This is a genomic window from Candidatus Margulisiibacteriota bacterium, assembly GCA_018822365.1.
Taxonomy (GTDB): domain Bacteria; phylum Margulisbacteria; class WOR-1; order O2-12-FULL-45-9; family XYB2-FULL-48-7; genus XYB2-FULL-45-9.
Genome location: JAHJKL010000059.1, coordinates 37806 through 49406 on the forward strand (window position 1 = coordinate 37806; position 11601 = coordinate 49406).

Sequence of the window (11601 nt, forward strand, 5' to 3'; positions counted from 1 at the left end):
AAAGTTATTGCTCCTCGATCATCGTTTGTAGCTCCGGAATGGATAACCAATGCTCATTAGTATCGCTACTATAGCTAAAACCCTCCGGAACTGGCTTCCCCTGGGAATGATTGGTCAGGCTCCACCACTGAAAAGCCGGTTGAATTACATAGCGGTCGCTTAATTCCAGGGTATGACGAGCATCATCTTCGGAAATCATCACTTCATGGAGCTTTTCCCCCGGCCGAATCCCAACCACCTTAGTCTGACAGCTAGGCGCTATGGCTTTGGCTAGGTCCATAATGTTCATGCTTGGAATTTTGGGAACAAATAGTTCGCCGCCATGCATCCGCTTAAAACTACTGATAACAAAACGAACTCCCTGCTCCAGGGTAATCCAAAAACGGGTCATTCGTTCATCGGTAATCGGCAAAACTCCTTCCTTGGCTTTTTCTCGGAAAAAAGGGACCACACTGCCACGACTCCCAACCACATTGCCGTAACGAACAACGGCAAAACGAGTATCATGCAAACCAGCATATGAATTACCTGAAATAAATAGTTTATCGGAACATAGTTTAGTCGCACCGTATAGATTTATTGGATTACAAGCTTTATCGGTACTAAGAGCGACAACTCGTTTAACTCCTTTATCGATCGCCGCTTCAATGATATTCATCGCCCCATTAATGTTGGTCTTGATCGCTTCTGATGGATTATATTCCATCGCCGGGACCTGCTTGAGAGCGGCGGCGTGAACAACAAAATCAACCCCATCGAACGCACGCATTAACCGATCCTTATCCCGAACATCGCCGATAAAAAATCTCACCCTATTCTGGTCTTTGAGATATTGCTGCATCTCAAACTGTTTTAGCTCATCCCGACTATAAACAATCAGTCGCTCTGGACACGCCTCCTTAAGCACAATATCGATTAGTTTTTTGCCAAACGATCCCGTTCCGCCAGTAATTAAAACACTTTTCCCATCAAATACATGTTTTTCTTTTTTTGTCATTAAAGCCCCCTATTTTATTCCAGTTCTTTTAATACCTTTTTATAAACATTTATTATTTTAGCAGGTAATGTAGGGTTCAACAATTGGAGGAGATGCTTGCCGAGAATACGATATTGTCCGCCGATCTTGGCCGCTTTGAGTACCCCTTTCCGAATGAGGCGGCGAAACGTCGAATCAGAGATCTTCAGGAGTGAAATAGCCTCTTGAGGCGTATAGACTTCGTTCTCTTGGATGCCCATATAATATAGTATAGGAGGTTATTCAGGGGCTGTCAAGTCCTAGTCAGAACTAGTCATTACTAGTCTTATTACCAGTTGGGCGATTGCCAAGGAAGCGGTCAGCCCTGGGGATTCGATCCCGATCAGATTGATAAAACCGGAATAACCGTTAGCCGACTCCTCTTTAATGACAAAGTCGCGGAAACCGTCGTCCGGGCCCTGTAGTTTTGGCCTGATCCCGGAAGTATCCGGGCTAATCATCTCTTCTTTCAACCAGGGGAAATAGGTCCTGGCCGCGCGGTAAAACTCCGCCCGCTTAGCCGGGTCGACTTCATAAATTAAATTCTCGCCATAATGGGCATCGGGCCCTAAACGGATCTGCCCGGTCAGGTCTAGAGTGGCGTGGACTCCGAGTCCATATCCTTGCTTATGAGGGACCGGATAAACCAGGTGGTGAATTTTCCCTTTGGCCCCGGGAATGGAAAAGTAATCTCCTTTGCAGGGATAAAGATTATAATGCAGTTTTTTGACATCGAAACCGGCCAATCCGGCAATCTGGTCCGAACCAAGCCCGGCCGCGTTAATAACCCGTTCAGCCAGGATTTTTTCGCCGTTCGAAGTTTCAATTATATATCCACCGGATTGTTTCCTGATACCGGTAACCTCATGATTAAAAGCAAAAAGCACTCCATTGGCCTGCGCCTGCTGGTAGTAATATTTCATTAAACCGTGAGAATCAATAATCCCGGTCGTGGCCGACATAATACCGGTCAAAGCAAAAACATTCGGCTCCAGCTTTTCAACTTCGGCTTCAGTCAGTAAACTGATCCCCGGCACGCCGATTTCTATGCAATTCTGATAGATCTTTTCAATCTCTTTCTTTTCTTCTTCATTGGTGGAAATGATCACTTTACCGCAATTTTGATATTTGATCCCGGCCGTTTCGCAAAGCTTATAAAGGAGCGAGTTTCCCTCAAGGCATAGTCGGCTCTTCAGAGTATTGGGGGGATAATAAATACCGGCATGGATAACTTCGCTGTTACGACTGCTGGTCTCCTGGCCAAAACTGTCGTATTTCTCAAAAACCATCAGATCACCGTCATGTCGATCGCTTAAAACCTTAGCAATGGCCAATCCGACAACGCCCGCGCCGATTATGGCATATTTAATCTTTTCCATAATATTCGGCTAAGATTTTTTACGACCCGAAGAATTGCCCCAAAACTCCAAACAAAATGCAGACAAAACACTTAAAAACAAACCCATCACCAACCCAAAAACAAAAATATTCTTAAATATTGGCCTGACTGGTGAAAGCGGCTTTTCTGCTTTGTCTATAACAGAAAAAGGAGGGATTTCCTTAGACGCCTCAAGCTTGGTCGACTCGTATTCTTTCCTTAGCATGGTATACACTGAATTGTAAATTTCAAAATCTCTCTGCACCCCACCCTGAAAGGAAAATCCAGAGGATAAGCTCATTTTGTCCTCAACCAATTGCAATTCCTCTTTGATTCTAGGCAATTCCGTTTCAATATATTTTAATTTCTTCTGTGCTTGAGTAAAATTAAGCTGATTCCAGTAGTAAGCGAGGTTCGAAACAAAACCATTTGTCAAATCAGCCGCTAATTGCGCGTCATTTGCTTCGGCCTTAATTTCGATAACATTACCGCTTACCTTAGGTAATTTAACCATGGAACCAACGGATGAAATTAATGATTGTCTATTAGCCTTAGGATTATCCCAACCTTTTATTCTTTGAGTAAGTTTTAAATCATCAAGAACTTTTTCCGCTACCGCTCGACTTTTTAATAATTCTGTCAACTCGCCAATACTGCTTACTCCGCCCACATTGATACCTAGCATACCGGCCAATCCCGCATATTGCGACATACCAGAACCTGCGTTGCCACGAATCAAGACTGTAGTTTTTGCTTCAAAAACAGGGGGTTCCCTTAGGCCGGTAATCAAGACAAAACCAAGAACAATCCCTGTAACCAATACAATGACCAACCAACGTTTAATAATAACATCAATATATTCTTTAATATTTATTTCGTCTTCCACTTATTTATTCCTTTAATTAACGCTTAAATGTATTATATAGCGCAACTCCGGTAAAGATCATACTGGCAAAGCTGGAAAAGTCTGAAAAATAAAAGAAATTTCCCGGGACATTAACAACATCGCCGCCAATTAATTCGATGTCTTTTTCCTTTTTGCCATTATAAATCGCATCAGCCACGTCAATATTAATTTTTCGCGCTTGTCCATTCTCCCCACGGCTTACCGTAGTTCCACTTAGCAAGGCCCTGGCAGTTGGCCCACCCGCATAACTAATATAGTCAGACAATCTTTTCCCCGGTACATATTCGAAACGTCCGCTTTTATTCACTTCTCCATAAACATAAACAAACGTTTCTTTCCCCTCAAAAAGCAATTTATCATTTTCTTTCTCCTGAGTTTGGCTAAGCAGAAGATTATCAGAATCGGGCACTTCAATAATATCGCCGGCCTGAACCCGGAGATCTTTTGAGAGATCGCGACTGCGATAGGCTTCAAAAAGGTCGGCAGCAAAGAGGATTTCTTTGCCGTTAGTCGCTTTCCGTCGAATATAAATAAAACGATTTGAGGCCCCGCTGGCAACCCCTCCGGATTGGGCGATAACTTCGGAAACTCTTAAATTGTCGTAAACCGACAAGGGACCGGGATTTTTAACCATCCCGGAAAGGTAGATTTTAACTTTTTTAGGTTGACTTAAAAGAACAGAGAGCTGATAATTGTTTCTATAACGGCTTTTAATTTCATTATTGATCTTATTTTTTGCCTGATCTAAACTCACCCCTGATATGTAGATTTCACCTATATTGGGGAAATAAATCTTCCCATCAGCTCCGACTAATAAATTATGATCAACAGACAATTCGCCGTCGCCTATTATTATATGAATAGCTAAAAGATCCCCCGGGCCAAGTATATATGCGGCTCCATCAATTGGTAATTCCAACACCATATCCCCAGCAGACTTTGGCCCAGCTTGTTCAATTGCTCCAACAGATTGAATATTTGGCGTATTCAAACTAAACTCCTCAACCGACAATGCAAAGGCAGGAAAAGCAGTACTAGCCAAGCACATTATTAGAATGAATGAAACAATTCTTTCCATAGATTTTAGTATAATACCACATTAAAGATTTTCATTCAATCGTCGCCAATATCTGTATTGTCAGGTTGAAATTAATCGTTATTACTATATAATTACCTGACATGATTAAGCAAAGACTAATAATTGTAGCTTTTCTCTCTATTTTCGCGTTTTACCTACCAGCTTTTGCCGAAGAGATTAATGTCCCTTTCCAAAAAACACCCGGCCAGGACTATCTCGAAAGCCCGGCGATGATGATCGATTCGCTGGAAAATTCGACTTTGAGCTTGAAGTTAAATTGCTCAAGTAACGGGTTAACCCGTCTTTATTGGATCACTTCGTACGATCAGCGGTTTGAGCAGTCAAAAAGCATCTGGTTTTCCTCGAAAAGGGGCGTTCATACCTATTATTTTAATATTCCCTCTCAAAACCCCTATTGGATAGGCTGGATCAAGCGGCTAATCATTGCCCCGGAAAGCCCTGGCCAAATTGAAATTCTCGCTTCAACCGTGAGCCGGGGGAATGGGCTGACTTTCCTGGCTTCCGGCTGGCAAGAGTTTTGGGGGCCAAAAGGACGGACTCCTACCGGATTTTCGATCAATGTCACTCACAGCAGTCCTCTGTACGGCAATTCGATCAATGTCTATTTTTATTGGCTTGTCGGGCTGGCTTTTATTTTTTCTCTTATCTTTAACCTGTTTATGGGAAGACCCAAAAGCTTTGAAGAGTTCTTCTCCCCTTTTAATTCCGCCGTAAAAACCGCTTTCGCGGCTATTGTCGCTTCCTGGCTTCTGCTCGCGCTGAACGCCGATCTTAATTATTTCTCGCTTTTTAAGGTCAATTACCAAAAATATTTCGGCAAAACGATCGAGCAAAAGCACGCCGAAGCGTACGGAGAAGATTATTACGAATTCCTTAAATTTGCCGCTAAGACCCTCCCCAAAAAACCGGTCAATTTTCTGATCTATTCTTCAATCAATTCTCCGGACCTCGCTGGCCGGCTTTTTTTGGTTCCCCATGTTCTTGCCGGCGACGTAAATAAAAAACCGGATTACATTCTGGCTTTTTATCCGAATTCTGACCAGACCAAACAGCTCCAAAGTTTGCCGGTCTTTGCCAAGCTTGACAATGGCAAGTATATTGTCAAAGGAAAAAAATAATGATAACTATCAAGCTAATCTTAGCCGTTTCGGTCCCTCTGCTCCTCGGCTATGGGGTGACTTCAGCGCTGATCAGGGAAAAGATCTCGTTTCTGGAAAGAGGCTCACTTGCCTGGGGTATTGGGCTCGGCTTGCTGGGGATCGAAATGTTCGCCATGTCTCTTCTAGGGATTACTTTAAATCTTAGAAATGTATTGATCCCAACGGTCAGCTTGACCGCGCTGCTGATCATTTGCGCGTATTACTTTAAAACCTTATCCTTTGGGCTCGAAACGATCCCATTTTTCTTAAGTAACCTGGTCGGCCAGATAAATAAACGGCACAGCTGGCAATTTTATTTTGAGAAAGTCATTATAATATTGATCGGCCTAACCATTGTTTATGTTTTTTTTGACGCTTTAGTCAAACCGACGATCGAATTTGACGCGATGTGGCGGCAGGGAACGATCGCCAAAATCATCTTTACCACCGGCCAGGTCGCGACCGAACAGGCGAAAGCAGTCGCGGGCCCTCACCCCTATCTTAATCCCTTAGCTCAATCCTGGATTTATATGGGGATTGGCTACTGGGACGACGCGCTGGGAAAAGTAATTTTTCCTCTTTGCTTTTCTTCCATGCTCTTCATCTTTTACTTCCGCCTGCGAGCTCAAACCTCCCGGTTTAAAGCCCTGATATTTACTTACCTGCTCACCTCATTTCCGCTGATAATTCTCCACTCCGGCAACGCCTATTCAGACCTGATGCAGACTTTTTATTATTCAACCGGAGCTATTTATCTACTATCTTGGTTCAAAGAAAATAAGCCGTACTACCTATTCACGTCAGCTTTTCTTTTTGGTATTGGTAATTTCGTAAAGCAATCAGGTATCCCACTCTGGGGGATGTCGGTCATAGTTTTAGCCGTTTTTCTCCTTTTCGAGCGCCCCAAAGAAAGCTGGAGCGGCCTCAAAAGTCTGACTATTGCCGTGTTAATCTCTTCCCCCTGGCTTTTTTCGTCGAATAGTTTTTTATACGGTTTTTTAAGCAGTGTAGCGGCACGGCTCTCCCCTGCCATTCCAACCCCGCTGGTATCCGGTGGTGTTGTTTCTCAACCAATCACACCCGCGCTTGCCGATCTGGCCTATCATCTTGGGCGGAGAATGTTCACTTACGCCGACTGGCAAATTCTCTGGTTCGTTTTTATCGTCGTTTCGGTTTTGGGAGCGAAATTGATCTGGCAAAGTTATTTAAAATACGGCTTTATCTTGATCGTCGCCAATCTGGCCATGATCATTTATGCCTTTTCCAGCCCCGGAACGTATCAATACCTCGTCGATGGAACGCTGGTCAACCGGCTAATGATGTATCAAATCCCGTTTGTCCTATATTTCTGCGCGATATGCATCTGCTCGCCGCGACCGGAAGAAGCAAAAAAAGAAAAGAAAAAAGCTAAATCAAAGAGGCAATAGTTTCCGCGATCTTTTGTTGAAAACTTGTTCGCGTCTCAACCGCGCCGCTTTCTCGTCCAACTTTAGTATTGATCCCTAATATAATTAAATCAGCCAACTTTTGGGCGTCGCCGGGCGGGAAAAGAAGGCCCTCTTTGGCTAGTTCCGCTTGTCCGCCAATATCTGTAGTAATAACGTTCTTTCCCGCGGCAATCGCTTCCAAAATAACTAAGGGACACGCTTCCGGCTCAACGGATGGTAGGACCAAAATATCAGTCATCTTCAATATCGAGGGGATATCGTTTCTCTGTCCAACAAATAATACCCGATCGGTTAGTTTATGTTTACCAACGAAATCCACCAGTTTTCCTCTATATTCAACATCCTTTCTATCTCCAGGAGCAGGCTCACCAACGATCAAATAGGCCAGCTGGCCCTCGTTTTTGATAATATCTGCCGCTTCAATTAATGTTTTGATCCCTTTAAGTGGAGTAATTCGCCCAATGAATGTAATCACCTTTTTTCCTTGCAAATTGTATGTCTTATGTAAATCAGAAACAGCTACCTGATCATATTCTCGTGGATCAATCCCATTGTAAACAACACTAGTTTTGGCCAAAAGAATTGGATCTCCATTGTTAAACACATTGGAGGTAAAATTAGAAACCGCGATCAATTTATCAACCCAATGTTTGGCTAAAAACCTTGACAGCCGCAATTCAACCCCTTTTAGGTTCGAATGAAGATGCCAAATGACAGGGATCCCGCATATCTTAGCGGCAAGCGCTCCCCACAAGAATGTCCTGGGAGCGTTCGCGTATACAATATTAATCTGGTTTTTCTTGATGATATATATTGAAAAGAAAACCATAATAATTGAAAGAAACAGGTATTTAACAAAATCGATTAGGGATTTGCGGCCAGTTGAATATTGTCCAATAGGGGCAACAATCGGTTGAGCGCCAATTCCGGTAAGCGCTCGTGAGAAGTCTCCTTCTCCTGGAATAATAACCCAGGAGCGATAATCAAGCCCTTTAATCAGTTTAAGAAGAACCTTCTGTCCGCCACCTAAAAAGGAGAACTGTTCGAGAAAAAGAATATTTTTCATAATATTTAAGCCGACGAGCGGGATCGAACCGCTGACCTGCTGTTTATCCGCCTGCGGCGGACTGCTCTACCAACTGAGCTAAATAAGCCACCGGCCAGGATTGAACTGGCGACCTGCTGTTTACGAAACAGCTGCTCTACCAACTGAGCTACAGTGGCCCGAAAAAAAGCCGACGGCCAGAGTTGAACTGGCGACCTACTGATTACAAATCAGTTGCTCTACCAGCTGAGCTACGTCGGCATGCAAACCCTTAGAACCCCTCATCAATGATCCTTCTTTTAAAGAAACCGGCTAAAGTGTTGGGAGAAACAGCCTTTTCAGCCAAATAACGGAGATGGCCGTCAATTTCAAGTTCTTTAGTAAAAAGCAACTGCTCCAGGAACATCCGTTCACTAAAAACATCTCCATATTTCTTTTTCGATATCTTCACAATCTCTCGCAACGAAGCCTGCCGATTCTTAATAATAACATAAAGATCAAAATAATCGCGGTAATTTCCCCTTCGCCCCAGAGCATAAGCTTTTGTCGCCGCGATATCTTTAATGGATAATAACGACAAAGACCCGGGAACTTTGATCAGCGGGAAAACCGGTCCCCAAAAATAGTTAAGGACTGTTATTTTTACGGCATGTTCGACAGTTAGCGTTAATTCATCGGCGGTATCAACCAACATCTTGGGAGAACGCTTAATAAAACCCGCCAACATTTTCCTTTTTACCGCAAAAGTTATCTCTTTATCTCTGAACAGATCAAAATCAAGCGATTCCCGATGGCCAATTTGCAAAGCGAGCGCGGTTCCACCGGCCAAATAATAATCGTTGCCAAATATAGTGTAAAGCTCCTTAAATGTTTCGAGCCTTTTCTTGTCCAATATATTCCAAAACAATTTTTTCATTTTCTTGATCAGGCGAACAGCGCTCGAATAAAAGGCAATATGCTCTTACGACTTAATTTGTTGGAGTTTTTTCTGGCAAAGGAATAAATCGCCCGACCGCCAAGCTTACCGGCCAGATAACGCAAATGCTCCATTCTCCCCTTTTCCAAGGCTTGAAAAAGAACCATCTCTTTGTCTTTAGCTAAAGAAACCTGATCAAAATCGGCAAACCAAATAATTTGCTTAAAATAATCAGGCAGTTTCATGATTTTAAATTTTCACCACCGGCTCATCAGGAGCCGGGCGTTATCATTGTGCGGTGCGACCCTTTTGGTATCGACATCAACCATCCAATCAAATGACTCCAGCCCCCCGCTGTTCTGCTCGCACAGGTAGCTGACCAGGAATTTTTCCCCCTGTCGCTTGATCTTCCACCCTTTTTCCACGATCGGGGTCCCAACCGATTTGGTCAAGCTGATGACCGACTTGATCGCCGCTTCAACCCTGGTCCCCTTGCTGGTCCGTTCATCTTTGACGATCCGGAGCGAATCGTCGGCGACCATTGAAGGGACCGCTTGTTTCTTTTCTTTGACCTCAATTGGATTTTCGGCCAAACTCGCCGGATCAACCCCTTTAACCTTTAAAGCGGCCAAAAGCTGGGAATTTTGCGGATCAAACCGCAACCCTTCTCGCCAGGCATCATTTGCTTCTGAATTAAGGCCAAGCTTAAGCAGGCTCTCGCCCAGATCGACCCAGGCTTTAGTCGAGTTCGGATCAAGGGCCAGCGCTTCGCGGTATGAGGCGACCGCTTCATGATATCGCTTCGCGCGATAGCGCAGATTAGCCTGATAAAGGAACTTCTTGGCCAAAGAATTGGCGACCACCCGGCTGTCAATATCGCGAGGATTAAGCTGGAGAGATTGCTTGATCGCTTCCGCGGCTGAAGAAAGATCGCCATTGGCTGAATAGCTTTTTGCCAGCCAGATATAACCTTTGATCAGCTGGGGATTGATCGTCACCGCGTCGCGGTAATACTTGATCGCGGCGGTATATTTCTTGGCTTGATAGGCCCGGAAGCCCATGTAGAAATAATCTTCGGTCGGCTCTTTTACGTAGGAGGCGGAAACCCACCCCTCTTTTCCGTCATCAAAGATCACCTTGTACCAGGGAACTTTGGAGATCCCGATCAGGATCGATCCGGTGGTCAGCTGGCGGGTCGCTTGACCGGAAACGGCGGTACAAGTTGAGGTAACAGTCAACGGCCATCCAGTCGTTTTGGCCCGCTCGCCTCGATTAACAGCAGAGAGATCACGCGGCATCCAGCTTTGCTTTTCAACAAAAAACTCAACAGTACGTTGGATCGCTCCACCGCTCTGGCCGATTATCTTATAACGAACCACATGTACCCCGACCGTCGCGGTATCCGGAAGTGAATAGGTCGTGCTCCAGGACATACTATCATTGGTGGAAAGGTTGATTGGATTGGCGGAAAAATCAAAGGTCGCCTGGACTTCTTTAACCCGCGAAGCGGTCCTAACCCCCAGTGAAATGATCTTATCGTCTTTTACTGTCTTGGGATAGATGATCGCTTCGACCCATACCAAAGACAAGCCTTCCCCAGGCTCGGTCGGCCCCGCCTTCAGGCTAATATTTTCCTTATCGCCGGAAATATCAAGGGAAAAAGCACTGCCAACGACCAGGAAAACGAAAAATATGATCAGCCAACCCTTTTTCATTCAAGCCCCCCCCCATTAATCGGTGTTAATTTGGTTTTCATCAGTATGTTAATAGGATATTGTCTACCCTGGTCTCAACGTCTCCTTTTGGTTGATTCGTTAAAACGATCATCTGGATCTTCAGTAATCCGCCCGAACTATTCTTTTGGTCAAGGTTCCAGGTCCCATCCCCGGCCCCGGGATTTTCCAGGCGGAAAGCGGTAAACGGGATTGAAACCCTGGTAAAACCCTTCCCTAAGATCGGGACTTCCGCGACCCATTTATCATCCTTGGTTGGGATCCAATCCTTGTTGGAATCCTGCTCCAAAACAAAATTGTCATTATCGTCATCAAACAATTCGATCTTTATTTTGCCGGCACCGGCAACCCCGTAAATATCCATTTGGATCCGAGAAAATGTCGTCGCGTCAACATTCAGATCACTGCCGATCCCGCCAACATAATAATTCTGCGAACTTCCTTTCAGGTCCAGGGAATAGTCGCCGCATGATTCGTTGATCGTATCCCTTCCTTCCGGAGTCCCATTTTCCACGATCCTGGCGGTCATTTCGCCAAACTTATACCATTTGTCAAACCTGCCTGACTCAAAATTGTCGATCATAAAAAACGACAATTCGGCACTTGCCGCCACCACTAAAATTAACACAAATAACACGCAGCCAAAGGAACGAAAACTATTTTTAATCATTTCTTTTCATTGAAACTCTTTTTGGTTTTCGACCCTCCTTTTTCCGGATTACTTTAAAGCGCTTGCTGCTGGCGCTCACAAATTTAGTGGATGCTCTCTGCCGCAGCTGAGCATTCTCAAGACGCATACCTTCTTCCGCCAAGCGGATCTCTTCCGCCGCTTGAAGCTGGCATTGCATTTCCTGGTTTCGCCAGATGAGCCGCTCTTTGTCCCGTTTAAGCTCATTGACCAGGAAGATCAATTTCTCGATC

The 11601-nt window shown here is 44.5% G+C and carries 13 protein-coding genes and 3 tRNA genes; 2 read left to right on the forward strand and 14 right to left on the reverse strand.

What is annotated here, in order from left to right; genetic code table 11:
- Positions 1-4: 4 nt before the first annotated feature.
- Genes pseB through KKF06_05150 form a run of 5 tightly spaced genes read right to left on the reverse strand, consistent with a single transcriptional unit; the run spans position 5 to position 4378 of the window.
- Positions 5-997: a UDP-N-acetylglucosamine 4,6-dehydratase (inverting) gene (pseB, locus tag KKF06_05130; GenBank protein MBU1617139.1), complete on the reverse strand. Its 993-nt coding sequence runs from the start codon at positions 995-997 to the stop codon at positions 5-7.
- 14 nt (positions 998-1011) lie between these two features.
- Positions 1012-1236, reverse strand: a complete 225-nt coding sequence (locus KKF06_05135; protein ID MBU1617140.1) for a helix-turn-helix domain-containing protein — start codon at positions 1234-1236, stop codon at positions 1012-1014.
- A gap of 39 nt (positions 1237-1275) precedes the next feature.
- Complete coding sequence (locus KKF06_05140; protein MBU1617141.1) at positions 1276-2394, reverse strand: NAD(P)/FAD-dependent oxidoreductase; 1119 nt, start codon at positions 2392-2394, stop codon at positions 1276-1278.
- A 9-nt stretch (positions 2395-2403) separates the two neighbouring features.
- The gene (locus KKF06_05145) at positions 2404-3279 is read right to left on the reverse strand and encodes a hypothetical protein (protein ID MBU1617142.1); all 876 of its coding nucleotides are present in this window, start codon (positions 3277-3279) and stop codon (positions 2404-2406) included.
- Between the two features lie 16 nt (positions 3280-3295).
- Positions 3296-4378: an SLBB domain-containing protein gene (locus KKF06_05150; protein MBU1617143.1), complete on the reverse strand. Its 1083-nt coding sequence runs from the start codon at positions 4376-4378 to the stop codon at positions 3296-3298.
- A 101-nt stretch (positions 4379-4479) separates the two neighbouring features.
- Between KKF06_05150 and KKF06_05155 the strand changes: the two genes are divergently transcribed.
- Both KKF06_05155 and KKF06_05160 read left to right on the forward strand, forming a co-directional pair.
- Positions 4480-5517 carry a hypothetical protein gene (locus KKF06_05155; protein MBU1617144.1) on the forward strand — a complete coding sequence of 346 codons (1038 nt, stop codon included), beginning with the start codon at positions 4480-4482 and terminating at the stop codon, positions 5515-5517.
- The gene (locus KKF06_05160; GenBank protein ID MBU1617145.1) at positions 5517-6965 is read left to right on the forward strand and encodes a hypothetical protein; all 1449 of its coding nucleotides are present in this window, start codon (positions 5517-5519) and stop codon (positions 6963-6965) included. Before KKF06_05155 ends, KKF06_05160 begins: the two co-directional genes overlap by 1 nt.
- On the opposite strand, the gene KKF06_05165 is transcribed toward KKF06_05160, so the two are convergent.
- From KKF06_05165 to KKF06_05205, 9 genes are all read right to left on the reverse strand, one after another.
- Entirely contained in the window at positions 6946-8052 is a 1107-nt protein-coding gene (locus tag KKF06_05165; GenBank protein ID MBU1617146.1) for a glycosyltransferase, read from the reverse strand. The two genes, KKF06_05160 and KKF06_05165, sit on opposite strands and share 20 nt — an antisense overlap.
- A gap of 11 nt (positions 8053-8063) precedes the next feature.
- A tRNA-Cys gene (locus tag KKF06_05170) sits at positions 8064-8132 on the reverse strand.
- Positions 8133-8137: 5 nt separating this feature from the next.
- A tRNA-Thr gene (locus KKF06_05175) sits at positions 8138-8210 on the reverse strand.
- A gap of 9 nt (positions 8211-8219) precedes the next feature.
- Positions 8220-8292: transfer RNA gene (locus KKF06_05180), tRNA-Thr, on the reverse strand.
- Positions 8293-8302: 10 nt separating this feature from the next.
- On the reverse strand, positions 8303-8947 hold the full coding sequence (locus KKF06_05185; protein MBU1617147.1) for a nucleotidyl transferase AbiEii/AbiGii toxin family protein: 645 nt from the start codon (positions 8945-8947) through the stop codon (positions 8303-8305).
- A gap of 8 nt (positions 8948-8955) precedes the next feature.
- Positions 8956-9192, reverse strand: a complete 237-nt coding sequence (locus KKF06_05190) for a hypothetical protein (GenBank protein MBU1617148.1) — start codon at positions 9190-9192, stop codon at positions 8956-8958.
- A 12-nt stretch (positions 9193-9204) separates the two neighbouring features.
- Positions 9205-10662 (reverse strand): tetratricopeptide repeat protein, encoded by a 1458-nt coding sequence (locus tag KKF06_05195; protein MBU1617149.1) that lies wholly within the window; start codon positions 10660-10662, stop codon positions 9205-9207.
- Positions 10663-10702: 40 nt separating this feature from the next.
- Positions 10703-11308 carry a hypothetical protein gene (locus KKF06_05200; GenBank protein MBU1617150.1) on the reverse strand — a complete coding sequence of 202 codons (606 nt, stop codon included), beginning with the start codon at positions 11306-11308 and terminating at the stop codon, positions 10703-10705.
- Between the two features lie 34 nt (positions 11309-11342).
- Positions 11343-11601, reverse strand: a 259-nt coding sequence (locus tag KKF06_05205) for a hypothetical protein (protein MBU1617151.1), incomplete at its 5' end; no start/stop codon positions are given.

Excerpts from the sequence above, each read along its gene's own strand:
- KKF06_05195 (MBU1617149.1), bottom strand. The coding sequence starts at position 10,662 with ATGAAAAAGGGTTGGCTGATCATATTTTTCGTTTTCCTGGTCGTTGGC.
- KKF06_05155 (MBU1617144.1), top strand. The coding sequence starts at position 4,480 with ATGATTAAGCAAAGACTAATAATTGTAGCTTTTCTCTCTATTTTCGCG.
- pseB (MBU1617139.1), bottom strand. The coding sequence starts at position 997 with ATGACAAAAAAAGAAAAACATGTATTTGATGGGAAAAGTGTTTTAATT.
- KKF06_05160 (MBU1617145.1), top strand. The coding sequence starts at position 5,517 with ATGATAACTATCAAGCTAATCTTAGCCGTTTCGGTCCCTCTGCTCCTC.
- KKF06_05190 (MBU1617148.1), bottom strand. The coding sequence starts at position 9,192 with ATGAAACTGCCTGATTATTTTAAGCAAATTATTTGGTTTGCCGATTTT.
- KKF06_05185 (MBU1617147.1), bottom strand. The coding sequence starts at position 8,947 with ATGAAAAAATTGTTTTGGAATATATTGGACAAGAAAAGGCTCGAAACA.
- KKF06_05165 (MBU1617146.1), bottom strand. The coding sequence starts at position 8,052 with ATGAAAAATATTCTTTTTCTCGAACAGTTCTCCTTTTTAGGTGGCGGA.
- KKF06_05150 (MBU1617143.1), bottom strand. The coding sequence starts at position 4,378 with ATGGAAAGAATTGTTTCATTCATTCTAATAATGTGCTTGGCTAGTACT.
- KKF06_05135 (MBU1617140.1), bottom strand. The coding sequence starts at position 1,236 with ATGGGCATCCAAGAGAACGAAGTCTATACGCCTCAAGAGGCTATTTCA.
- KKF06_05140 (MBU1617141.1), bottom strand. The coding sequence starts at position 2,394 with ATGGAAAAGATTAAATATGCCATAATCGGCGCGGGCGTTGTCGGATTG.